The organism is Zoogloea sp., from assembly GCF_041911615.1.
Taxonomy (GTDB): domain Bacteria; phylum Pseudomonadota; class Gammaproteobacteria; order Burkholderiales; family Rhodocyclaceae; genus Zoogloea.
The window spans coordinates 20,026-43,240 of sequence record NZ_JAYROR010000120.1 but is presented as its reverse complement, the minus strand read 5'-3'; the positions used below and the strand labels follow the sequence as shown (position 1 = coordinate 43,240).

Sequence of the window (23,215 nt, the reverse complement as noted above, 5' to 3'; positions counted from 1 at the left end):
CGCCGCCCCCGGGGTGTCGAACGCCACCCCGGCCATGAAAGCCCCCATGCCTTACATCCAACTGGCGGCGCTGCTTGCGGCGCTCGCCACCGTCGGTCCATTCTCGATCGACACCTATCTCCCGGCCCTGCACGCCATCGGCACCGATCTGGGCGCCAGCGCCGTCCAGACCCAGCAGACCCTCACCGCCTACATGCTGCCGATGGCGGTGATGGTGCTGTGGCACGGCGCCATCTCCGACGCCCTCGGACGCAAGCGGGTGATCGTCGTGTCGATGCTGCTGTTCGCGGCGGCGTCGGTGCTGTGCGTGTTCGCCGGCAGCATCGAGGTGCTGCTGATCGGCCGCGCGTTGCAGGGCATGAGCGCCGGCGCCGGGATGGTGGTCGGGCGCGCCGTGGTGCGCGACCTCCACGAAGGCCCGGCCGCCCAACGCCTGATGAGCCACGTGAGCATGGCTTTCGCCCTCGGCCCGGCGCTCGCCCCGATCCTCGGCGGCTGGATCTTCAGCGCCTTCGGCTGGCGCGCGGTGTTCGTCTTTCTGGCCCTGCTGGGGTTGGTGCTTGCCGCGCTCACGATCTGGAAGCTGCCCGAGACCCTCCCGCCCGAAGCCCGCCATCCGCTCCACCCTGGCCCGCTGGCGCGGCGCTACGGGAGCGCGTTCACCTCGCCCGGTTTCCTGATGCTGACCTTCGCGGTGAGCTTCAACTTCAACGGCTTCTTCCTCTACGTGCTGTCGGCCCCGGTGTTCCTGATCCAGCACCTGGGCCTGCCCGAAACGGGCTTCGGCTGGTTCTTCATCCCCACCGTCAGCGGCATGATGCTCGGCTCGGCCACCTCCGCCCGCCTCGCCGGCCGGCTCACCCCCGCGCGCACCATCGCCATCGCGCTGGCGATCATGGTGACCGCGGCGGCGCTCAACCTGGCCGTCGCCCACACCCTGCCGCCGGGCCTGCCCCAGTCGGTGCTGCCGGTCATGCTCTACACCTTCGGCATGGCCGTGGCGATGCCCAGCCTCACCCTGCTCGCCCTCGACCACTTCCCGACCCACCGCGGGCTCGCCGCGAGCTGCCAGAGCTTCCTGCAGATGCTGGTCGGTTCGCTCACCGCCGGCATCGTGGCGCCGGCCCTGTGGGGTTCGGTGCAAGGCCTCGCCGCCGGCATGGTGGCCAACCTCGCCGTCGGGCTCGGCTTTGCCGCGCTGTGGTGGCTGCGCTTCCACCGCCACGCCGGAGCAACCCCATGAACTGGCACGAACACATCGACGTTTACTGCGAGCGCACCGGCCCCGAGCTGTGGTCCGAACCCGCGAACGCCCTCAGCAACCTCGCCTTCCTGGCGGTGGCGCTGCTGCTGTGGCAGCGGGCCGGACGCGGCGGCGCCCGCGACACGCGGCTGCTGATCGGGCTGATCGCGGCCGTCGGCCTGGGCAGCCTGGTGTTCCACACCGTCGCGACGCGCTGGGCGGCGCTGCTCGACATCGGCTTCATCGCGATTTTCGTGGTGGTGTATTTCCAGCGCTTCCAGGTCCGCCTCCTGGGGCGCGGCGAGCGGGCCGCCTGGGGCGGCGTCGCGTTGTTCCTGCTGGCCGCGGGCGGATTCGTGGGCGCCACCCGACTGCTGCCGCCGCTCCCCATCAACGGCTCGGAAATCTACCTTCCGCCGTTCGCGCTGCTGCTGTACTGCGCCGCCCGGGTGCGCGCCCGCGCCGCCACCACGGCCCGCTGGCTGAACCGGGCCGCCGCGCTGTTCGTGCTGAGCCTGATCTGCCGGGCCATCGACATGCGGGTGTGCGCGGCGTGGCCCCTGGGCACCCACCTGGGCTGGCACCTCATCAACGCCGCGATGCTCCACGCCTGCATGGCGGGCCTGCTGGCCACGCCGCGCCGCCGCTGAGACTCAGCGCCCGTCGAGCGCCCGTTCGGCCCAGTACAACGCGGTGATGGTCTTGGCGTCGGTGATGCGCCCGTCGAACACCGCTGCACGCGCCTCGGCCAGGGTGAGGTAGGTGATCTCCAGGAACTCGCCCTCATCCCAGGCGTGTCCCACGTGACGCAGGCCGGTCGCCATGAAGATCTCGATGCGCTCATCCGAATAGCCGATGCACGGGTGCATCACGCCCAGATGCGCCCAGTCGTCGCCGGCGTAGCCGGTTTCTTCCTGGAGTTCGCGCCGGGCACAGGCGAGGATGTCCTCGCCCGGGTCGATCTTGCCCGCCGGCAGTTCGAGAAAGGCCCGCCCCAGCGGATAGCGGAACTGCCGCTCGAAGATCAACCGGCCGTCGGCGCACAGCGGAATCACCACCACCGCACCCGGATGCTTGACGTACTCGCGCACCCCGACGCTGCCGTCGGGCAGCCTCACGTCGTCGCGGAACACCTTCAGCATACGGCCCTGGAAAACCGGTTCGGAGGCGAGTTGTTCTTCGTGGAGGGGATCTTTCATGGGCAACTCCGGGCAAGGACGAAAGCCCGAAGGATCGCATTCCCGCTCCCCTCTGACCAGCAGCGCACCGCGCCTGCGGCATAATCGGCAGGCCATGCCACCACCGCTCGCCCCCACGCTTCGCGACCAGTTGCTCGACCCGAGCGGCGGGCTGATTTACCACCTGCGCGCCGCGCGCCATCGCCGGCGGTGGGCCGGCTTTCACGCCTGCGTCGCGGACTGGCTGGACGGCTGGCAGCCCACGCGACGCCACTTGCTGATCGTCGGCCCCAACGCCGGCTACGCGCTGCCGGCGGGTTTTCTCGCGCGCTTCGAGACGGTCACCGCGCTCGAGCCCGACCCGCTCGCCCGCTGGCTGCTAAGCCGCCGGCCGGACGCGGTGGCGCTGCACTTCGACCGGCTCGACGCCCTGGCGACGCCCGACGGTCTGGCCCGGCTGGCGGCACGCTTCCCCGATACGGCGGTCCTGTTTTCCAACGTGCTGGGCCAGTGCAGCGCCCCCTGCGCGGACTGGGCGACGCTCCTCGCCCGGCACCTCGCCGACCACGCCTGGGCCAGCTACCACGACGTGATCTCCACCACCACCCCGCCCGCGCGCACTGCCGCCTGTGCGCCCACGACCGCCGAACCGCTGGACGCAACCCTGGCGCGCTTCTGGGCCGGCGGCGAACTGACGGTGGTCGATCACGGCACCTTCCACCTCGACGGCAATCGGCCCCACGCCTACGCGCTGTGGCCGATCGCGCCGCGACGCTGGCATCTCGTGGAGTGGTGCGCCCACACCGCCGGCGCGGCTCAGGCGTAGGTATCGATGCGGTTGCCGCGGGGCGCGGTACCGCCCGCCGCCGCGGCATAGCGGAGGCCCAGATCCTGCGCGGGGGTGGCTTGGGACGCGCCGGCATCGCCGGCCGTCGCGCCATCGCCCTCGCCTGCGCCGATCGCCATGCGCGCCTCGACGGCCATGCGATCGGCCTCACTGGCCACCTGGCGATCCTGGCCCGACGGCTCGGCCGGCGCCAGCGCGGCGGCACGGATGCGCTCGGCTTTGGCCAGGGTTTCGGCGGGATTGCGGCCCGGCGAGACGTCGATGCCCACTTCGCCGCCGACGGCATAACGCCTGCCGTCGGGACCGGTCTGGTAAGTGAAGCTGGCGCCGTGCGTGATGAGCCCGGCGCCGGCCGCCATGTGCGCCATCTCGTGGGCACGCACGACGCGATCGCGCGCCTTGAGCTGATCCACCGTCCGCTGCTCGGCGTCCGACATCGGCGCAGTGGCGCCGCGCGACGCGGCTGCCGCCGACAGGCTTGCACCCGAAGAGGAACGGGCCGGCACCGCGCCGACCGACAGAAGCGACATGATCAAGAGGAAACCGCGCGGGGAACTGGTTAAAGCCTAGACCGGAAAAGGCCTTTCGTCAGCTTTTCGATCAGCGGAGCCGGCTTGCCCGTGCGCCCCAGGCGCCGCCGCGACAAGGCCAGCAGCCCCAGCCCGAGGGCCACCAGCATGCCCAGCGCCGGTTCGCTGACTTCGGCGCTGGCCGCTACCGGCACGCCGCCGCCGACAAACGGCGTTTCGCCCGCATCGAGCCCCAGCACCACATTGACGCCGGCCACCGGCCCCACGCTGAACCCTGTGGCACCGACGGTGCTCACCCGCGCGACGACATCGGCCGCGGAGAGGGTTTCCGCCTGCACCGGCAGCACGGCCAGCACGGCGGCGCACAGGGCGGCAAGGGCGGTGGGAACAAGGCGGTTTGGGCCGGTTTTGAGGGCGACGGGCATGTTGGCGTTGCGGGTGTCGTTATTGTTCTAGGCCTTCGACATGAATGCCGAAGGCGTCGGAACCAACACTAGCAACTAGCGCGCCAGACTGTGACAAACCGCACACAGCACGGCATTCAGCCCCACCGGATTACCCACAATGGGGTTTGGTGTAAAGAAATCCGACAACAGCGCACCGGATGGCGCGGATCAGACCTCGCCCAGGTAGGCGGCGCGCACCTTCGGATCGGCCAGCAGGGTTTCGCCACTGCCGGTGAGGGTGATGCGGCCCGATTCCATCACGTAGGCGCGCTGGGAGAACTCCAGCGCCAGATTGGCGTTCTGCTCGACGAGCAGGATGGTCACACCCTCGGCGGCCACCGAACGGATCACCTCGAAGATCTTCTCGACCACCAGCGGCGCGAGCCCCATCGAGGGTTCGTCGAGGAGCAGCAGCTTGGGCCGCGACAGCAGCGCCCGGCCGATGGCGACCATCTGCTGCTCGCCGCCGGACAGCGTGCCCGCCACCTGCTGGAGGCGCTCCTTGACCCTCGGCAGCATGGTGAACACGCGCTCCATGTCAGCCTCGATGGCCTCGTCGTCGCGCCGGCAGTAGGCGCCCATGCGCAGGTTTTCCTCGACGGTGAGGCGGGTGAAGATGCCGCGGCCTTCGGGCACCAGCGCGAGCCCCTGGCGCAGGCGCTTGTGGGCCGGCAGCTTCTCGATGCGGCGACCGTCGTAGCGCAGTTCGCCACCGGCGACGGGCAGGGTGCCGGCGATGGCGTTGAGGGTGGTCGTCTTGCCGGCGCCGTTGGCGCCGATCAGCGAGACAAGCTCGCCGGCGGCGAGTTCGAGGCTGATGCCCTTGACCGCCTCGATGGCGCCGTAGGCGATCTTCACGTCGCGCAGTTGCAGGATCGGGGTACTCATGCCTTCGCCTCCGCCTTGGCGGTGCCGTGGCCGCCCAGGTAGGCGGCGATCACGGCGTCGTTCTTCTGGACCTCGGCCGGCACGTCCTCGGCGATCTTGCGGCCGAAGTCGAGCACGGCGAGGCGGTCGCACAGGCCCATCACCAGCTTCACGTCGTGCTCGATCAGCAGCACCGTCACGCCGTCGTGGCGAATGGTCTGGACGAGCTCGCGGAGCTTGGCGGTTTCGGTGGCGTTCATGCCGGCGGCGGGCTCGTCGAGGGCCAGCAGCTGCGGCTCGGTGGCCAGCGCGCGGGCGATCTCGAGGCGGCGCTGGTCGCCGTAGGAGAGGTTCTTCGACACCGTGTCGGCGAAGCGCTCGATGCCCACGTAGCGGAGCAGCTCGAAGGCGCGTTCGGTGATGAGGTGTTCCTCTTCCTTCGCCTGGCGCGTCTGCAGCAGGATCGAGAAGGGGTTGGCGCGGGAGCGGATGTGGTGGCCGGCCATCACGTTTTCGAGCGCGGTCATCTCGCGGAACAGGCGGATGTTCTGGAAGGTGCGGGCGATGCCGGCCGCCACCACCAGGTGCGGCTTGCCGGTGGGCAGCTCGGTGCCGTTGAAGACCAGCTCGCCCTCTTCGGGCACGTAGGCGCCGGTGAGTACGTTGAAGAAGGTGGTCTTGCCGGCGCCGTTGGGGCCGATCAGGCCATAGACCTCGCCCTTGCGGATGGTCAGCGACACGTCGGACAGGGCGGTGAGGCCGCCGAAGCGCTTGGTGATGTTCTTTGCCTCGAGGAGGGTGATCACGCCTTGCCCTCCTTGCCCACCACGAGCTCCGGCTTCGAATAGCGGCTGTGGGCGGGGATCAGCCCGGCCGGGCGCAGCAGCATCATGAAGATCATCGCCAGGGACAGCAGCAGCATCCGCAGCACCTCGGGGTCGAGAATGACCTTGTCGAACAGCGTCTGCTGCACCGGCACCGCCACGTATCGCAGCACCTCGGGCAGCGCGGTGAGGGCGATGGCGCCGACGATCACGCCGGCCAGGTTGCCCATGCCGCCGAAGACGATCATGGTGAGCACGGCGATGGATTCCATCAGCGAGAAGCTCTCCGGCGACACGAAGCCCTGGAAGGCCGCGAACAGCCCGCCCGACACGCCGCCGAAGGTGGCACCGAGCGAGAAGGCCAGCAGCTTCATGTTGCGGGTGTTGATGCCGATCGCCTTGGCGGCCAGCTCGTCGTCGCGGATCGCCGCCCACGCCCGACCGACCCGCGACACCTGCAGGCGCTGCACCAGCAGCACCGACAGCGCCACGAAGGCGAGGAACACGTAGTAGTACAGCAGCAGGGAATTGACCGTGATCTCGTCGCCGATCTTCAGCGGCTTGGAGATGTCCCAGCCGAACAGCACCAGCGGGTCGATCATGTTGATGCCCTGGGGCCCGTTGGTGATGTTGACCGGGTGGTTCAGGTTGTTCATGAAGATCCGCACGATCTCGCCGAAGCCCAGCGTGACGATGGCGAGGTAGTCGCCCCGCAGGCGCAGCGTGGGCAGGCCCAGGATGATCCCGGCCAGCGCGGCAAAGCCCGCCCCCAGCGGCAGCACCAGCCAGAACGGCAGGTGGAGCTCGAAGTGCGGCGAGGCCAGGAAGGCGAAGGTGTAGGCACCCACCGCGTAGAACGCGATGTAGCCCAGGTCGAGCAGGCCGGCGAAGCCCACCACCAGGTTGAGGCCGATCGCCAGCATCACGTAGAGCATGGCGAAGTCGAGGATGCGCACCCAGGTCTTGCCGAACAGCATGGCGAAGAAGGGGGCGCCGAAGGCGATGGCGAGCACCACCCAGCGGGCCGCCGCCGGGTTGCGCTTGCCGAGCCAGGGAATGGCGAGGGCGAGTTCGTTCATGGTTCGGAGTTGTCCTCGGTCAGGCGCGGTCGGCGACACGCTCGCCGAGCAGGCCGGTGGGCCGGAAGATCAGCACGATGCCGAGGATGATGAAGGCGAAGATGTCCTGGTAGCTCGAGTTGAGGAAGCCAAAGCTCATGTCCTCGATGTAGCCGGCGCCGATGGACTCGACCAGCCCCAGCACGATGCCGCCGAGCATCGCCCCGGCGAGGTTGCCGATGCCGCCCAGCACCGCCGCGGTGAAGGCCTTGAGGCCGGGCATGAAGCCCATCGCGTAGTGGGCGATGCCGTAGTTGGACGAGTACATCACGCCCGCCACCGCGGCCAGCGCCGAGCCGATGATGAAGGTGGCGGCGATGATCTTGTTGGTATCGACACCCATCAGGCTGGCGACGCGGTGGTTCTCGGCGGTGGCGCGCATGGCACGGCCGAGGCGGGTTTTATTGACCAGCAGCACGAGGCCGATCATCAGCACCGCCGATACGGCGAGGATCACGATCTGCACCGGGGTGATGAACACGCCGGCCACCGGCTCGATGGGCGTCGTGGAAACCAGCTGCGGAAAGGTGTGGTAGTTGCGGCCCCAGATGATCATCGCCATGGTCTGGAGCAGGAAAGAGACACCGATGGCGGTGATCAGCGGCGCCAGCCGCGGGGCATTGCGCAGGCGGCGGTAGGCGGTGCGCTCGATGGTGTAGCCGAGGATCATGCACGCCACCACGGCCGCGCCGAGGCCGGCGAGCAGCGTCGGCACCAGGCCGAGTTCGGGATAGTGGGTCTGGAGCAGGCGGATCGCCTCGAGGGCGACCAGCGCGCCGACCATCAGCACGTCGCCGTGGGCGAAGTTGATGAGGCCCAGAATGCCATAGACCATCGTGTAGCCCAAGGCGATCAGCGCATACACGCTACCGACCACGAGGCCGTTCACGGTTTGTTGGAGGAGGGTTTCCATGGATGCAGCCCGGAAGAAGGGAGAAAGGCTCCGGCACGGCGCCCGCCCTCGAGGGAGACCAGGCGCCCGGTGCCGGCGCACGCCGCCGCCGCGGCCGACCGGGACAGCCGCGGCACTCGCCACGCGTCCGGCCAGCCCGGCAGATTCAGGCGTGGCTCAGTGCACGGCGTCCCACTTGCCGGCCTTGAACTGGTAGACGGTGACCGCGCCATCTTTGATGTCGCCCCGGGCGTCGAAGGCGACCGTCCCGATCACGCCGGGGAAGTTGACCTTGGCGATGGCCGGCGCGTACTTCGCGGGGTCGGACGAGTTGGCGGCCTTCATCGCCTCGATGATCGCCGAGGCGGCGTCGTAGGCGTAGGGCGCGTAGATCTGCACATCGGCATTGAAGCGCTTCTTGAAGCGGGCGTTGAAATCCTTGCCGCCCGGCATCTTCTCGAGGGGCAGGCCGGGCTGGGTGCAGTACGCGTTGGGGCCGATCGCGTCGCCCGCCAGCTTGATGATCTCGCCGGTGCAGCCGCCGTCGCCGGTGATGAACTTGGCGCCGATGCCCAGTTGCTTGATCTGCTTGAGCATCGGGCCGCCCTGGGTGTCCATGCCGCTGTAGACGATCACGTCGGGGCTCTTGGCCTTGATGCGGGTGAGGATGGCGAGGAAGTCGGTGGCCTTGTCGCTCGTGAATTCGCGCGTCACCACGGTGCCGCCGCTGGCCTTGACGGCCTTCTCCACCTCGTCGGCGAGGCCCTGGCCGTAGGCGGTGCGATCGTCGATGACGGCGACCTTCTTGCCCAGGCTGGTGGCGGCGAAGCGGCCGATGCCGAGGCCCTGCTGCACGTCGTTGGCGATGGTGCGGAAAGTGGCCTTGAAGCCCTGCTGGGTGAGCTTGGGGTTGGTCGAGGCCGGCGACACCTGCGGCACGCCACCGTCGTTGTAGATGCGCGAGGCGGGGATCGAGGCGCCCGAATTGAGGTGGCCGACCACGCCCTTGACGCCCGCGTCCACGAGGCGCTGGGCGACGTTGGTGGCGGTTTTCGGATCGGCGGCGTCGTCCTCGGCCATCACCTCGAACTTCACCTTCTTGCCGCCGAGCGTCACGCCCTTGGCGTTGTATTCCTCCACGGCGAGGCGCACGCCGTTCTCGATGTCCTTGCCCAGGTGCGACTGGGTGCCGGTGAGCGGCGCGGCGGCACCGATCTTGACCACTTCCTGGGCCTGCGCGGCGGATGCACCAAGACCGAGCACGGCGAGAGCGACAAGGGTGATTTTCATGCGTTTTTCTCCTCAGATGAGAGCGGTTCAGTGCAATTGACTGCGATCAAGCAACTTCAGGGCCATCTGGCCGCACGGCGCCCGTGGGCGCCTCAGGGGCGCACTTCCCACTTGCCCTTGTTGAACTGGTAAAGCGCCACGCCGCCCTCGCGGGAGTCGCCGTTGGCATCGAACCCGATGTTGCCGGTCACGCCCTTGAAGCTGACCTTGCCCATCAGCGGCAGGAACTTGGCCGGCTCGGCCGAGTTGGCGAGCTTCATCGCCTCGATGAGCGCGGTCGCCGCGTCGTAGCTGTAGGGCGCGTAGAGCTGGACCGGCACGTTGAAGCGCTTCGTGAAGCGCTCGTTGAAGACCTTGCCGGCGGGCATCTTGTCCATCGGAATGCCGGCCTGGGTGCAATACACGTCGGAGCTCATCGCGGCGCCGGCGATCTTGATCATCTCGGCGGTGCAGGCGCCGTCGCCGCCCAGGTATTTTGCGGTGATGCCGAGCTGCTTCATCTGCTTGAGCAGCGGCGCGCCCTGGGCGTCCATGCCGCCGTAGAAAAGCGCATCGGGCTTGGCGGCCTTGAGCTTGGTGAGGATGGCGGCAAAGTCGGTGGCCTTGTCGTTGGTGAACTCTCGGCCGACGGGTTTCACCCCGCGCGCCTTGAGGCTTTCCACCAGCGCGTCGGCGAGGCCCTGGCCGTAGGCGGTGCGATCGTCGATCACCGCGATGCGCTGGGCCTTCAGCACATCGACGGCGAAACCGGCCATCGCCGCCCCCTGCTGGAGATCGTTGGCGATGACGCGGTAAGTGGTCTTGAAGCCCTGACGGGTCAGCTTGGGACTGGTGGACGACGGGGTGATCGACGGGATGCCGCCCTGCTCATAGATGCGCGAGGCGGGAATCGCCGCGCCGGAGGTGACGTGCCCGACCACGCCCTTCACACCGGCATCGACGAGCCGCTGGGCGACGGTGGTGGCGGTGCGCGGATCGGCCTGGTCGTCCTCGGCCATCAGCTCGAAGCGCACTTTCTGCCCCCCCAGGGTGACGCCCTTGGCGTTGGCGTCGTCGAGGGCCAGCTGGGCCCCAAACTGCTCATCCTTGCCCACGTGGGCGATGGGCCCGGTGAGCGGACCGGCGAAGCCGATCTTGACCACCGTCTCCGCCATCGCCAGCGAACTGGCCGCCATGGTCGCCGCAGCGACGAACCGAATCGTTACCCGAGCTTTCACCTGTCCATCCTCCACAAAGGGTGTTCATGCCAGAATGGAGCGATTGTAACCAAGCCCGGCCATTTTGGCCGGTTGGGCGCCATTTCGACCCAAGGAGACCCACCGATGCGTAAACTGCGCTCATTGCTACTCGGCGTGCTGGCCCTGCTCGGCCTCGCCGCCTGCGACGCGGTGACCACCCACGACCTCAAACCCGGCCAGTCCACCGGCTACGACGTGCGCGACAAGCTCGGCAAGCCCGGCATCGAATGGCGCAACGACGACGGCAGCGTGACCTGGGAATACACCCGCCAGCCCGAAGGCACCGAATGCTTCATGGCCACCATTGGGCCCGACAACGTGCTGCGCAGCTTCGAGAACGTGCTCACCCCGCAGAACTTCGCCCGCGTGCAGCCCGGCTGGACCCGCGACCAGGTGCGCCGCCTGCTCGGCAAGCCCCGCTCGGTGCAGAAGTTCGCCCTCAAGAAGGAAGAGGTGTGGGACTGGCGGCTGCCGCCGGAATTCAGCGCCGACGTGTTCTTCAACGTCCACTTCGACGAGGCGGGCGTCGTCACGGGCACCAGCCGCTCCACCCAGTCGAAGGGGAGCTGACGCGGCGGGCAGGTGCTCCACCGTGCACATGGCATTTGGAGCACCTGCTCCATTTCAAGACACTTTTGCACCCTGGACGCTGCGCCGCACAATTTTTTGACGAAAACCCAAGCCGCTGATAAGTAAGACTTTTGACCCAATAGACGAAGCTGATTCCGGACTGGCACGTACCCTGCTGAAAAGAGTTCAACGCTGCGACAGGCGTTCTCGACCCAAATTCAGGAGGAGACTTACATGCTGTACGCACTTCCCGGCTCTGCCGACGCCAAGGTTCAATACAAGTCCAAGTACGACAACTTCATCGGTGGCCAGTGGGTTGCCCCGGTCAAGGGCGAGTACTTCGACGTCATCACCCCGATCACCGGCAAGCCCTACACCAAGGCTGCCCGTTCCACCGCCGAAGACATCGAGCTGGCCCTCGACGCCGCCCACGCCGCCGCCGACAAGTTCGGCCGCACCCCGGCCGCCGAGCGCGCCAACCTGCTGCTCAAGATCGCCGACCGCCTCGAAGCCAACCTGGAAAAGCTGGCCTACGCCGAGACCGTCGACAACGGCAAGCCGATCCGCGAAACCCTGAACGCCGACATCCCGCTGGCCGTCGACCACTTCCGCTACTTCGCCGGCTGCCTGCGCTCGCAGGAAGGCTCCCTGTCCGAGATCGACGAGAACACCGTCGCCTACCACTTCCATGAGCCCCTGGGCGTCGTCGGCCAGATCATCCCCTGGAACTTCCCGATCCTGATGGCCGCCTGGAAGCTGGCCCCCGCCATCGGCGCCGGCAACGTGGTCGTGCTGAAGCCCGCCGAATCCACCCCGATCTCCATCCTGGTGCTGGTCGAGCTGATCGCCGACCTGCTGCCCCCGGGCGTGCTGAACATCGTGAACGGTTTTGGCCGCGAAGCCGGCATGCCGCTGGCCACCAGCAAGCGCATCGCCAAGATCGCCTTCACCGGCTCCACCGCCACCGGCCGCGTGATCGCCCAGGCCGCCGCCACCAGCCTGATCCCCGCCACCCTGGAACTGGGCGGCAAGTCCCCCAACGTGTTCTTCGAAGACATCGCCGCCGCTGACGACGAGTTCTTCGACAAGGCCGTGGAAGGCCTGGTGCTGTTCGCCTTCAACCAGGGCGAAGTGTGCACCTGCCCGTCCCGCGCCCTGATCCAGGAATCCATCTACGACAAGTTCATCGAACGCGCCGTCGCCCGCGTCAAGCTGATCAAGCAGGGCAGCCCGCTGGATACCGACACCATGATCGGTGCCCAGGCTTCCGCCGACCAGCTCTCCAAGATCAAGGCCTACCTCGAGATCGGCAAGGGCGAAGGCGCCCAGGTGCTCGTCGGTGGCGACCAGGCTCACCTCGACGGCGAACTGGCTGGCGGCTACTACGTCCAGCCGACCCTGTTCAAGGGCCACAACAAGATGCGCATCTTCCAGGAAGAGATCTTCGGGCCGGTGCTGGCCGTGACCACCTTCAAGGACGAAGCCGAAGCCCTCGCCATCGCCAACGACACCGTCTATGGCCTCGGCGCCGGCGTGTGGAGCCGTGACGGCAGCCGTGCCTTCCGCATGGGCCGCAACATCAAGGCCGGCCGCGTATGGACCAACTGCTACCACGCCTACCCGGCTCACGCGGCCTTCGGCGGCTACAAGGAATCCGGTATCGGCCGTGAAACCCACAAGGTCATGCTCGACCACTACCAGCAGACCAAGAACCTGCTGGTCAGCTACAGCCCGAACAAGCTGGGCTTCTTCTGATGCAGTACCGGCCGGCCTGGCGCGCGTCCGGCCGGCCTGCCGCCCCGGCCCCGGGGCGGCCTGTCGTTCTCTTGTAAGGCAAGGTGTTGCGGGGCGGGAGCGATCCCGTCCCGCTTTTTTATCCGGAGCTTGAGCATGATCCCCCGCATCGTCGCCACCGAATCCGCCCTCGCCTTCATCGACGAACTGCGTGCCGAATTCGGCCCGCTGATGTTCCTGCTCTCGGGCGGCTGCTGCGACGGCAGCGTGCCCAATTGCTACAAGGTCGGCGAAGTCACGCCCGGCCAGACCATGCTGTGCCTCGGCCAGGTCGGCGGCGCCGAGTTCTGGCTCGGCCACCAGGAGTTCCAGTACTACGGCAGCAGCCAGCTCACCCTCGACGTGCAGCCCGGCGGCGGCGGCGACTTTTCCCTCGACTGCGGCAAGGGGCGCGCCTTCTTCACCCGGTCGCGCCTGCTCTCCGATGCCGAGATCGCGGAACTGGAACCCATTTCGGGCATCTGACACACGGTTGACCTATATCCTTTGGTATAGACAGGCCTAAAGCCTGCCGACGCGACTGACGTAAACCCCGGGAAGCGGTCGAGCCTGCCCGGGTTCGCGTCCGCCGGCTCACTTCCGAGTGCAACCCCTACGTTCCGGTGGAGTGTCACGATGGCAACCCTGCTCTGGCTTCAAACCGGTGCCTGCAGCGGCGACACCATGTCGTTGCTCACCGCCGACAGCCCTTCCGTCGAGAGCCTGGTCCGCGCCGGCACCCTCGACATCCTGTGGCACCCGTCGCTCACCGCCGAACCCGCCGGCGCGCTCGGTGCGCTGATCGCGGCCGTCGAGGCCGGCACCCAGCCCCTCGACATCCTGTGCGTCGAGGGCAGCCTCATCACCGGCCCCCACGGCACCGGCATGTTCGACAGCTACCGCGGCCGCCCCAAGCTGCAGATCGCCGAGGCGCTGGCCCGGCGCGCCCGTTACGTGGTGGCGGTGGGCACCTGCGCGGCCTTCGGCGGCATTCCCGCCGCGCCGCCCAACCCCACCGACTGCACCGGCATGCAGTTCGACCGCGAAACGCCCGGCGGCCTGCTGCCGCCCGACTGGCGCTCCGGCGCCGGCCTGCCGGTCATCAACCTCGCCGGCTGCCCGACCCACCCGACCACCATCACCCGCAGCCTGGCGATGATCGCCCAGGGCCTGCCCCTCGAACTCGACTTCCTGAACCGCCCGCGCGCCTTCTACGGCAGCACCGTCCACCAGGGCTGCACGCGCAACGAGTACCACGAGTACGACCTCGAGGAGGTCAACTTCGGCGGCCGCGGCTGCCTGTTCTTCAACCTCGGCTGCCAGGGCCCCAACACCCTCGCCAACTGCAACAGCGAGCTGTGGAACCGGCGCAGCAGCAAGCCCCGCGTCGGCGTGCCCTGCTTCGGCTGCACCTCGCCGGGCTTCCCGCGGGACGGAGACCTGTTCCGCACCGAAAAGATCGGCGCCGTGCCCATTGCGCTGCCGCTGGGCGTCTCCCGCGCCCACTACATCGCCTACAAGAACCTCGCCCACGCCGCGGCGCCCCTGCGCATCAAGAACCGCGACATGGAACCCTGAGCCCCGCCATGGCCCGTACCACCCTCAACATCGACCTCAACCGCGTCGAAGGCGATCTCGAATTCCAGGTGGACCTGGACGGCAACCGCGTGGTCGACGCCCGCTGCGTCGGCACCCTGTTCCGCGGTTTCGAGCAGTTGCTGATCGACCGCGCCCCCAAGGACGGCCTCGTCATCACGCCGCGGGTCTGCGGCATCTGCGGCACCGCCCACCTCTACACCGCCGCGCTGGCCCTCGAACGGCTCGCCCGGCTGCCGGTGCCGCCCCAGGCCACCCTGGTGCGCAACCTGTGCCTGATGGCCGAGAACGTCCAGAGCGACCTGCGCCAGAGCTTCCTGTTCTTCACGCCCGACTTCCTCAACCCCCGCTACGCCGCCCAGCCGCTGTACGCCGAGGCCGAAGCCGCCTTCGCGCCGCTCAAGGGGCGGGTGGTGCGCTCCACGCTTGCCACCTCGCGCAAGATCGTCGAGCTGGTGGCGATCTTCGGCGGGCAGTGGCCCCATTCCTCGTACATGCTGCCCGGCGGCATCACCCGCGGCGCCACCGCACGCGACCTCATCGACTGCAACGACCTCGTCGACCAGGCCATCGACTGGTACGAGCGCGAAGCCATCGGCGACAGCCTCGACAACTGGCTCGCCCTCGACGGCGCCGACGCTTTCTTCACCTGGCTCGACGCCGCCCCCCACGCCACCAGCGCCATCGGCCTGCTGACCCGCTTCGCCCGCGCCATTGGCCTCCACACCATCGGCGGCGGCGCCCGCCACTTCCTGTCCGCCGGCGCCTGGCACGACCCGGCGCGCTGGCAGCCGCCCTACGACGCCCCCGCCACGCTGCTCGCCGGCGGCCTCTACAGCGCCGACGACGGCCGCCTCGACCCCTTCGACCAGTTTCAGGTCAACGAACACGTCCGCCACGCCTGGTACCGCCCCTACCCCGGCGGCCGCCACCCCTTCATCGGCGAGACGGTGCCCGACTATCAGCCCGACACCGACCGCTACACCTGGGCCAAGGCCCCGCGCTACGGCGACAAGGTGGTCGAGACCGGCCCGCTGGCCGAGCTGCTCACCAGCGGCGACCGCCTGCTCGCCGACCTGCTCGGCCGCGAAGGCCCCAACGCCTGGCTGCGGCAGTTCGCGCGCCTGCGCCGCACCGGCCACACGCTGTACTGGATGAAGCACCATCTGACCGAACTGGCCCGCCAGCTCGACACGCCCCACTACCTCCCGCCTCCCGCCGACGCCTTCAGCCACGGCGAGGGCTACGGCTTCGTGCAGGCCGCCCGCGGCACCCTCGGCCACTGGCTGCAGGTCGAGGACGGGCGCATCAGCCGCTACCAGATCGTCACCCCCACCGCCTGGAACGCCTCGCCGAAGGACAGCGCCGGCCAGCACGGGCACTGGGAGCAGAGCGTCATCGGCCTCGAACTCGCCGACCCGTCCGACCCCGTCGAGATCGGCCACATCGTCCGCTCCCACGACCCCTGCCTGGTGTGCACCGTCCATTTCGTGGGCAGCGGCAAACGGCACCGCTATGGCGTCTGAGCCCCTTCACATCGTCTGCTTCGGCAACGAACTGCACGGCGACGACGGCTTCGGCCCGGCGGTGCACGCCCGCCTCGCCGCCACGGCGCTGCCGGCCGACGTGCGCCTGATGCGCGCCGACCTGGCCGGACTCGCCGCCATCGGCTGCTTCGACGGCTGCCGCGCGGCCATCGTCGTCGACGCCGTACGCGGCTTCGGCCCGCCCGGCTCGCTGCATGAACTCGACGCCACCGCCATCGCCGCCGGCGCCGCCGACGAGGTGGACAGCGGCTTCCACGGCGCCGGAGTCGGCAGCCTGCTGCGGCTCCTGCCCGCCGCCCTCGAACGCGTACCGCCAATCCGCCTCGTCGGCGCCGAAATCGCGCACCTCGCCGCCTTCTCGCCGGGCCTGTCGGCCCCCGTCGCTGCCGCCGTCGAGCAGGCCGCCGCCCGCATCCGGGAGCGCTGGGCGTGAACGCGCCGCTGATCCTCCCCATCCACAAACTGCGCCAGGTGGTCGGCAGCCCGCGCATGTGCGGCACCGTCACCCTGCCCGGCCAGAACGAACCGCTGCACATCCTCGTGGTGCCCCGCGACGGCGGCTGGGTCGCCGTGCCCTCCGCCTGCCCCCACGAAGGCCACCGCCTCGACCACAGCCCCGAGGACGCCAACGGCAACCTGATCTGCCCCGCCCACGGCCTGCAGATCGCCACCGCCGACGAACAGGCCAGCCTGCCGGTACGTCAGGTGGGCGACGACTTCTGCGTCGTCCTGGCCGAACCGCAGGCGAGCAGCGAAAGCACCGTCCGGGGCGAACTCCAGCGCCTGCGCGCCGAGGTCGAAGCCCTGCGCGAGGCCAACACCACCCTCGAACAGCAGATCACCGTCGTCACCGGCATGATGGACGCGATGGTGGACGAGATCAGCGCCAAGTCGCGCCTGCTCGAACAGCACAGCGCCGAACAGGCGCGGCTGAGCGCCTTCGTCACCAACGTGATGGACACGATGGACAGCCTGCTGCTGGTAGTCGACCGCTTCGGCGCCATCAGCCGCGCCAACGCCGCCCTGCGGCGCCGCCTCGGCATCGATCCGGCGACGCTGATCGGCACCTCGCCCGACGCCCTCCTCGCCGCCGAGACCCTGGCCCCGCTGCAGGCCGCCGCGCCGAGCGTCCCGGCCGGCTCGGTACTGTTCCGCACCATCCTGCAGCGCGGCAGCGTCGAGATGGAAACCTGCCTCACCAGCCATCTGCCGGGCGGGGCCACGCGCCATTTCATGCTGCGCGCCGCACCGCTGTACGAGCGCAGCGGCAAGCTCGAAGGCGTCGTGATCGTCGGCTCCGACATCACCACCCTGCGCGACCGCGAACAAGCCCTCAAGGAAAGCGAGCAGCGCTTCCGCGACTACTCGGCGGTATCGTCCGACTGGTACTGGGAGACCGACGCCGACATGCGCTTCACCGCCTACCTCGGCCGCGGCCCCCGCGGCGGCGAGATGATCGACGTGGTGCAGGGCCGGCGGCGTGAGGACTTCGCCCTCGAGGAAGACCTCGCCGACACCGAAAAATGGGCGCGCTACCACGCCGCCATCGCCCGCCGCGAGGAGTTCCGCGACTTCGAATACTGCGTGCGCACCGGCAATCTGGGCCTCTCGTGGCTCAGTCTCGCGGGCCGGCCGGTGTTCGGCGCCGACGGCGAATTCCTCGGCTACCGCGGCACCTCCAAGGACATCTCGGCCCGCAAGCAGATCGAGGCCGAGCTGCTGCGCCACCGCGACCACCTCTCCGAACTCGTCGCCGCCCAGACCGCCGATCTGGTACGCGCCAAGGAAAGCGCCGAGCGGGCCAACCAGCTCAAGAGCGAATTCCTCGCCAACATGTCCCACGAGTTCCGCACCCCGCTGCACGGCATCCTGTCCTACGCGCGGCTCGGCGAAACCCGCAGCGGCCAGGTGCCCAACGAAAAGATCGTCAATTACTTCGCGCGCATCCACCAGAGCGGCAGCCGCCTCGCCGACCTGGTGAACGACCTGCTCGACCTCGCCAAGCTCGAAGCCCGGCGGGTCAACTTCAACCTCAGCCCGGCCGACATGGCGGTGGTGGTCGGCCGCGTCCAGGGCGACCTCGCCGCGCTGATCGCCCAGCAGAAGCTCCACCTGGTCATCGAGACCCACACCACCAGCACCGTCGCCGCGCTGGACATCCAGCAGTTCCACCACGCCTTCCAGAACCTGCTCGCCAACGCCATCAAGTTCTCGCCCGACGGCGGCACCATCACCGTGACCTATCGCGACGCGATGGTCGGCAAGCACGAGGCGCTGGCCCTGCTGGTGCGCGACCAGGGCGTCGGCATCCCGACCGGCGAGGAGCACCACATCTTCGACAAGTTCGTGCAGAGCAGCGCCACCAAGACCGGGGCCGGCGGCACCGGCCTCGGTCTGGCGATCGTCCAGGAAATCGTCGCCGGCCACCGGGGCACCATCACCGCCCGCAACCACCCCGACGGCGGCGCCGAATTCGAGGTCCGGGTGCCGCGCAGCCTCGGCTGAGCGCCCCCGGCGCACGCATCGCTACTCCGGCACGTACACCAGCCCGCCATCGGGCATCCGGTAGGCGCTGCCGGCGCGCACGCCGCCCGCCGCCGACTGGCTCGCCCCGTCGCCGCGGAAGTGCTCGATCTTGCGGCCCTCCTTCACCACCACCTCCATGCCCGACGTGCCCGGGTTGCGGATCACCGTCACGCGCTCGTCGGTGAAGGGGTTGAGCGGATTCTTCGCCACCGCCAGCAGCAGCGCCGCCACCAGCACCAGGAACACGTCGATCAAATTGACCACCGACAGCAGCGGGTCGTCCCCGTCGGCATCTTCCGTCAGCCGGCGCCGCAGGCCGCTCATCGCGCGCCCTCGCCGGCGGGGCGGGCAGCCAGGTCGCCCTGCTCGATGGCGAGCAGATCGTCGGCGTACCAGCGTCGGCGCACCTGTCCGATCCAGTAGGTCAGCGCCGCCGCGATCAGCGCCAGGATCACCGCCGAGAAGGCCACCGTCAGGCTGCGCGACACGTCGCCCAGGTCACCCTCGCCCAGCGCCGTGAGGGCCGGCCCCATCGGGATCATCGTCGCCACCAGCCCGAGCATCGGTGTCACCCGGGTGGCGATGCGCACCCGCTCCAGCCGCGCCACGGCGATGGATTCCAGCTGGGCCGGCTGCAGGCACGGGTCGGCCCGGCGTGCCACCGCCAGCTCGAAACCGGCCGCCACGCCGGCACGACGCTGCGCCATCTGCCACAGGAAGGCGCCGAGGGCGTAGAACGCATACACGAAGAGCAGGCCGATGGCGGCCAGCACGGGGATCAGGAACAGCTGGCTGGCCGCGTACATCAGGCCGTCGATGGAAGGGTTCATGGTTCAGGCTCCGGAAAGGACAAGGGAAGGGGTGACGCGCCGGCCGCGCCAGGCCTGACCGAAGGCGCCGGCAGCAAAGGCGGTGAGCAGCACCGCCAGCAGGCCGCCGGCGGAGTTCGAGGCCGGCCGTGCGGCAGACGGCACCACCGGATCGAGGCGCAAGCCCGGGCGGACGGATGGTGGCGCGGCGTTGGCCGCGGGAGGCAAATCGGTGTTCGGCGCCACCGGCGGCGCGGCGGGGCGCGACACGGGGGCCTGGCTCAGCCGGTGGGCCATCGGTGCAGCGGCGCCGATGCGCTCCATCGGGCGGGCGGCCGACTCCTGCACATCACCCGGCAACGGGGTGGCCTGCGCCGGCGGCGGCACGCCCACGCCCCGCGCCGCGCCGTCCCGGTCGCCCACGTGGTAGCCGGTGCGCAGAAACTCGATGGCGTCCGGGTTGCCGTCGGCCGCGGCGGCCTCGAACCAGCGCCGGGCGGCCGCCTCGTCCTTCGGCACGCCCTTGCCCTCGTGGAGCGCGCTGGCGTAGTGGAGCTTGCCGAGCACCGCGTAGGGCGAATCGCCCGATTCGGCGGCGCGGCGCATCAGTTCGGCGGCGCCGGGGAGATCGCGGGGCACCTCGGCGCCGTCCTGGAGCATCAGCGCCTTCCAGATCATCGCGCCGATGTAGCCGGCGGCGATGCAGCGGTCGAAGATCTTCATCGCCGTCGCGTGGTCGCCGCACTTCTCGAACAGATAGCCCTTGCTGCACACCATCAGGCTGGCGGGCTGGTCGGCGAGGTATTCCAGGGTCTGGTCGCCCACCACGTGGGCCAGGTCGGTGGGCTCGCCGGCCTGGGGCACCGGGCCACCGCAGAACGGGTTGCCGGCCTCGGCCGCCGCGCCGGAGGCCAGCAGCAGGAGCAGCACGGCAACCCGCTTCAGATCGCGCATATCGGTCTCCGTCGGTTGCGGACGGCGCCACCGCGGCGCCTGTCTCCCGAGCCACTTTATGGCCGGCACGACGGGCCGTCGGCGGCATCCTGCCCCGGATCGGACGGGCAATTTGCCCGACGCCGGGAGGCCCGCCCCCGTCGGGCTGTCTGCCCGGGCCCGGGCGGGCAGATTGACCTCGGCGGCCCGCCCCCCGGCGGGGTTTACTGGCGTCGGCCATCCGGCCAAACCCAAACCCTTCAGGAGACCCCGATGCCCCACGCCTTCGACCTCGACGCCATCCGCTGGCAGCCCTTCGGCGACTTTCCCCACTTCGCTTATTCGATCCTCGAAGTAGACATGGCGCGCCGCATCGCCGACGTGCTGTTCCGCTTCGACGCCGGCCGGCAGATCGTCCTGCACCGCCACAAGGCCCTCAACCACACCTTCGTGATCCGTGGCGAACACCGGCTCTACGAGCTGGACGGCCGCCTGCGCGAGGTGCGCCCCACCGGCAGCTACACCGTCTCGCCGGCCAGCGAGACACCCCACCGGGAAGGCGGCGGCGCCGAGGACGCGATCGTGCTGTTCAGCATGCGGCCGCTGCCCGGCGAACTGCTCTACGAGATCCTCGACGACGCCGGCCAGACCATCGCCGAGCTGACGCTCGACACCCTGCAGGCGCTGTTCGAGGCCCAGCGGGCCGCGGCCGCCACGGCCTGAGCCGGCTCAGATCAACCCGAGACGCAGCGCCAGCCGGGTCAGCTCGATGTCGCTGCGCACACCCAACTTGCTCTTGATCTGGTAGTGGCAGTTCTGCACCGTCTTGGCCGAGATCGACAGGCGGGCGCCGATCTCCTCGGCCCCCAGCCCGTCGAGGAGCAGGCGCAGGATCTCGAACTCCCGCGGGGCCAGCTCGGCGAGCGGCGCCTTCGGGCGGTCGATGAGGGCCAGCGCCAGCTCCGGCGCGATGTCCGGGCTGATTACCTGGCGCCGCGCCGCCACCTGGTACACCGCGCTCACCAGCACGTCCGGCGGGCTGCTCTTGGTCACGTAGCCCAGCGCGCCGGCCCGCAGCGCCTGGGTGGCGAACAGCGGCTCCCGGTGCATCGAGAACACCAGGATGCGCGCCCCCGCGTCCCGCTGGAGCAGGCGACGGATCAGCTCGACCCCGCCCATGTCGGGCAGGCCGAGGTCGAGCACCACCACGTCGGGCGCGTGGTCGCGAAACTGCGCCTGCGCCTCGCGGGCCGAGGCCGCCTCGGCCACGATCTGCAGGTCCGGCCGGGTTTCCAGCAGGCGACGGTAGCCTTCGCGCACCACCGCGTGGTCATCCACCAGCAGTAGGCGGGTGTGCTCAGTCATGGGTGGGCTCCGTGGCTTGCAGCGCCTCGGGCGAAAAATCCACCCGCACCCGCATCCCGCGGGGCGCCAGGGGTTCGAGGGCGAACTGCCCGCCCAGCGCCTCGACGCGCTCGCACATGCCCAGCACGCCCAGCCCGCTGCCGGGGCTCGGCGGGGCATCGCCCTCGCCGTCGTCCTCCACCCGCAGCCGGCAGCCGGCGGCGTCCCGCGCGAGGTCCACCGCCACCCGGCCCGGCGTGCCGTGGCGCAGGGCGTTGGTGAGGCTCTCCTGCACGATGCGGTAGAGGCTCACCGTGAGCCCGTCGGGCAACCCATCGACGGCGCCCGTCACGGTCAGGGCGAAATCGCAGCCCGGCATGCGCCGCCGCCAGCCGGCCACCAGCTGCTCGAGGGCCGCAGTCAGGCCGAACTCCTCCAGCCCCACCGGCCGCAGCTGGTGCAGGATGCCCTGCAGGCTTTCCATCATGTGACCGGTCACCGCCGACACCGCCCGGGCGGCCGGCAGCAGCGACGGATCGGTGGATTCCGCCCGCGCGGCGATGAAGGCCGCCTCGGCCCCCACCGACGCGAGGCACTGGCCAAATTCGTCGTGCAGCTCGCGGGCCAGCCGGCGGCGCTCCTCCTCGCGCACCGCCAGCAGGCGCTGGGCGAGCTGGCGCTGGGCGGCGAGGGTTTTCTGGAGCTGCGCGGCGAGGTGGTCGAAGCCGGCGGCGATGCGCCGCAGCTCGATCAGCCGCGGGCGCGGCATCCGCGCCGACAGGTCGCCGGCCTCCATCCGCCCCAGCACCGCCAGGATCTGGTCGGCCGGCCGCAGGGCGCGGCGCACCGGGCGGTAGATCAGCAGGTTGAGCAGCAGGATCGCCAGGCTCATGCCCAGCACGGTGCGGATCTGCACCCACGCGGCGCGGCCCTCGCTGTCGAGATCCGGCGTGACGACGAACTCGCCCACCTTCACCCCCGGGTACTGGCCGATCACCCCGCGGTAGGCGACCTCCGGCCCGATGAGTCGCGCCAGCAGCCAGCGCACCGGCGTCGGCGCCTCGCCGTCGTCGTGAAAGCAGCGGCTCACCACCGGACGCTTGTAGAGATCTTCCACGGCCACGCAGATGCCCAGCAGCGGGCCGATGCCATCCAGCGACGTGAGGGCCAGCCCGTCCAGACTGCGCCGGAACGCATCGCGCAACTGGTCGGCCTCGCCGGCGATCAGCCGCTCGACCGTGACGCCGGTGCGGGCCAGGTGATCGCGGATGCGCGCCCGGGTCTGGTGGAGCACCACCACCGTGGCCACCACGCCGACGGCCAGCGCGAACAGGCTCACCCGCAGCAGCAGGTGGCGTTTGAGGTCCACCGCGGCCGGGGCGGCGGGCGGGGTGGTCGGGCAATCCTTCATGCGGGCACGGCGCGGAAAAGGGAACGGAAGGGAACGGAGCGCCGCCTCAGGCGGCGGGCAGGGTCGCGCGCACCGGCGGGCGCCGCGCGCCCCGCAGATTACCCCATCGTCGCCGGGCAATTTGCCCGAACGCCCCGGCGCCGGCCCGCTTCGGGCTATCCTGCCGCGCCGACGGCGGCGGAACAAAGCCCGCCGCCCGCAGGTCCGATCCGCAGCGCCCCCACAACAACGAC

General features: G+C 69.7%; 25 protein-coding genes. 11 read left to right on the top strand and 14 right to left on the bottom strand.

The window, feature by feature from the left end; all coding sequences use genetic code 11:
- Positions 1–34 precede the first annotated feature (34 nt).
- Positions 35–1,243: a multidrug effflux MFS transporter gene (locus tag ACE3P2_RS15620; RefSeq protein WP_374266103.1), complete on the top strand. Its 1,209-nt coding sequence runs from the start codon at positions 35–37 to the stop codon at positions 1,241–1,243.
- Positions 1,240–1,893 (top strand): hypothetical protein, encoded by a 654-nt coding sequence (locus ACE3P2_RS15615; RefSeq protein WP_374266101.1) that lies wholly within the window; start codon positions 1,240–1,242, stop codon positions 1,891–1,893. The genes ACE3P2_RS15620 and ACE3P2_RS15615 overlap by 4 nt, the downstream gene beginning before the upstream one ends.
- A gap of 3 nt (positions 1,894–1,896) precedes the next feature.
- Here the strand turns inward: ACE3P2_RS15615 and ACE3P2_RS15610 are convergent, their stop codons facing one another.
- Complete coding sequence (locus ACE3P2_RS15610; protein WP_374266099.1) at positions 1,897–2,442, bottom strand: NUDIX domain-containing protein; 546 nt, start codon at positions 2,440–2,442, stop codon at positions 1,897–1,899.
- A gap of 94 nt (positions 2,443–2,536) precedes the next feature.
- Here ACE3P2_RS15610 and ACE3P2_RS15605 point away from each other — a divergent pair, with 94 nt between their 5' ends.
- Positions 2,537–3,247 (top strand): hypothetical protein, encoded by a 711-nt coding sequence (locus tag ACE3P2_RS15605; RefSeq protein WP_374266097.1) that lies wholly within the window; start codon positions 2,537–2,539, stop codon positions 3,245–3,247.
- On the opposite strand, the gene ACE3P2_RS15600 is transcribed toward ACE3P2_RS15605, so the two are convergent.
- From ACE3P2_RS15600 to ACE3P2_RS15565, 8 genes are all read right to left on the bottom strand, one after another.
- On the bottom strand, positions 3,238–3,798 hold the full coding sequence (locus tag ACE3P2_RS15600; protein ID WP_374266094.1) for a putative metalloprotease CJM1_0395 family protein: 561 nt from the start codon (positions 3,796–3,798) through the stop codon (positions 3,238–3,240). The genes ACE3P2_RS15605 and ACE3P2_RS15600 overlap by 10 nt on opposite strands.
- Positions 3,799–3,827: 29 nt before the next feature.
- The gene (locus tag ACE3P2_RS15595; protein ID WP_374266092.1) at positions 3,828–4,223 is read right to left on the bottom strand and encodes a hypothetical protein; all 396 of its coding nucleotides are present in this window, start codon (positions 4,221–4,223) and stop codon (positions 3,828–3,830) included.
- Positions 4,224–4,412: 189 nt separating this feature from the next.
- Complete coding sequence (locus tag ACE3P2_RS15590; RefSeq protein ID WP_374266090.1) at positions 4,413–5,132, bottom strand: ABC transporter ATP-binding protein; 720 nt, start codon at positions 5,130–5,132, stop codon at positions 4,413–4,415.
- Positions 5,129–5,917 (bottom strand): ABC transporter ATP-binding protein, encoded by a 789-nt coding sequence (locus ACE3P2_RS15585; protein WP_374266088.1) that lies wholly within the window; start codon positions 5,915–5,917, stop codon positions 5,129–5,131. Before ACE3P2_RS15585 ends, ACE3P2_RS15590 begins: the two co-directional genes overlap by 4 nt.
- Positions 5,914–7,014, bottom strand: coding sequence for an ABC transporter ATP-binding protein (locus ACE3P2_RS15580; protein WP_374266086.1), 1,101 nt, complete (start codon positions 7,012–7,014; stop codon positions 5,914–5,916). Before ACE3P2_RS15580 ends, ACE3P2_RS15585 begins: the two co-directional genes overlap by 4 nt.
- 19 nt (positions 7,015–7,033) lie before the next feature.
- Entirely contained in the window at positions 7,034–7,966 is a 933-nt protein-coding gene (locus ACE3P2_RS15575) for a branched-chain amino acid ABC transporter permease (RefSeq protein ID WP_374266085.1), read from the bottom strand.
- Positions 7,967–8,122: 156 nt separating this feature from the next.
- On the bottom strand, positions 8,123–9,235 hold the full coding sequence (locus tag ACE3P2_RS15570; protein WP_374266083.1) for a branched-chain amino acid ABC transporter substrate-binding protein: 1,113 nt from the start codon (positions 9,233–9,235) through the stop codon (positions 8,123–8,125).
- Between the two features lie 92 nt (positions 9,236–9,327).
- A complete protein-coding gene (locus ACE3P2_RS15565) occupies positions 9,328–10,410 on the bottom strand; it encodes a branched-chain amino acid ABC transporter substrate-binding protein (protein WP_374266081.1) in 1,083 nt (360 codons plus the stop codon).
- Positions 10,411–10,557: 147 nt separating this feature from the next.
- Here ACE3P2_RS15565 and bamE point away from each other — a divergent pair, with 147 nt between their 5' ends.
- The 7 genes from bamE (at position 10,558) to ACE3P2_RS15530 (ending at position 18,464) form a co-directional block, all read left to right on the top strand.
- Entirely contained in the window at positions 10,558–11,043 is a 486-nt protein-coding gene (bamE, locus tag ACE3P2_RS15560; RefSeq protein WP_374266079.1) for an outer membrane protein assembly factor BamE, read from the top strand.
- A gap of 234 nt (positions 11,044–11,277) precedes the next feature.
- Positions 11,278–12,798 (top strand): aldehyde dehydrogenase, encoded by a 1,521-nt coding sequence (adh, locus tag ACE3P2_RS15555; RefSeq protein ID WP_374266077.1) that lies wholly within the window; start codon positions 11,278–11,280, stop codon positions 12,796–12,798.
- 135 nt (positions 12,799–12,933) lie between these two features.
- Positions 12,934–13,302, top strand: a complete 369-nt coding sequence (locus ACE3P2_RS15550) for a DUF779 domain-containing protein (RefSeq protein ID WP_374266075.1) — start codon at positions 12,934–12,936, stop codon at positions 13,300–13,302.
- A 150-nt stretch (positions 13,303–13,452) separates the two neighbouring features.
- The gene (locus ACE3P2_RS15545) at positions 13,453–14,394 is read left to right on the top strand and encodes an NADH:ubiquinone oxidoreductase (protein ID WP_374266073.1); all 942 of its coding nucleotides are present in this window, start codon (positions 13,453–13,455) and stop codon (positions 14,392–14,394) included.
- 8 nt (positions 14,395–14,402) lie between these two features.
- On the top strand, positions 14,403–15,938 hold the full coding sequence (locus tag ACE3P2_RS15540; RefSeq protein WP_374266071.1) for a nickel-dependent hydrogenase large subunit: 1,536 nt from the start codon (positions 14,403–14,405) through the stop codon (positions 15,936–15,938).
- Positions 15,928–16,392, top strand: coding sequence for a hydrogenase maturation protease (locus ACE3P2_RS15535; protein WP_374266069.1), 465 nt, complete (start codon positions 15,928–15,930; stop codon positions 16,390–16,392). The genes ACE3P2_RS15540 and ACE3P2_RS15535 overlap by 11 nt, the downstream gene beginning before the upstream one ends.
- Positions 16,389–18,464 (top strand): ATP-binding protein, encoded by a 2,076-nt coding sequence (locus ACE3P2_RS15530; RefSeq protein WP_374266067.1) that lies wholly within the window; start codon positions 16,389–16,391, stop codon positions 18,462–18,464. Before ACE3P2_RS15535 ends, ACE3P2_RS15530 begins: the two co-directional genes overlap by 4 nt.
- Before the next feature lie 21 nt (positions 18,465–18,485).
- Here the strand turns inward: ACE3P2_RS15530 and ACE3P2_RS15525 are convergent, their stop codons facing one another.
- Genes ACE3P2_RS15525 through ACE3P2_RS15515 form a run of 3 tightly spaced genes read right to left on the bottom strand, consistent with a single transcriptional unit; the run spans position 18,486 to position 20,248 of the window.
- Entirely contained in the window at positions 18,486–18,809 is a 324-nt protein-coding gene (locus ACE3P2_RS15525; RefSeq protein WP_374266066.1) for a DUF2149 domain-containing protein, read from the bottom strand.
- Positions 18,806–19,315, bottom strand: a complete 510-nt coding sequence (locus ACE3P2_RS15520) for a MotA/TolQ/ExbB proton channel family protein (RefSeq protein WP_374266064.1) — start codon at positions 19,313–19,315, stop codon at positions 18,806–18,808. The genes ACE3P2_RS15525 and ACE3P2_RS15520 overlap by 4 nt, the downstream gene beginning before the upstream one ends.
- 3 nt (positions 19,316–19,318) lie before the next feature.
- Entirely contained in the window at positions 19,319–20,248 is a 930-nt protein-coding gene (locus ACE3P2_RS15515) for a tetratricopeptide repeat protein (protein ID WP_374266062.1), read from the bottom strand.
- A gap of 252 nt (positions 20,249–20,500) precedes the next feature.
- On the opposite strand from ACE3P2_RS15515, the gene ACE3P2_RS15510 reads away from it, so the two are divergent.
- Complete coding sequence (locus ACE3P2_RS15510) at positions 20,501–20,950, top strand: cupin domain-containing protein (protein WP_374266060.1); 450 nt, start codon at positions 20,501–20,503, stop codon at positions 20,948–20,950.
- 6 nt (positions 20,951–20,956) lie between these two features.
- Here the strand turns inward: ACE3P2_RS15510 and ACE3P2_RS15505 are convergent, their stop codons facing one another.
- Entirely contained in the window at positions 20,957–21,592 is a 636-nt protein-coding gene (locus ACE3P2_RS15505) for a response regulator (protein ID WP_374266058.1), read from the bottom strand.
- The gene (locus ACE3P2_RS15500) at positions 21,585–22,982 is read right to left on the bottom strand and encodes a HAMP domain-containing sensor histidine kinase (protein ID WP_374266056.1); all 1,398 of its coding nucleotides are present in this window, start codon (positions 22,980–22,982) and stop codon (positions 21,585–21,587) included. Before ACE3P2_RS15500 ends, ACE3P2_RS15505 begins: the two co-directional genes overlap by 8 nt.
- Positions 22,983–23,215: the final 233 nt, after the last annotated feature.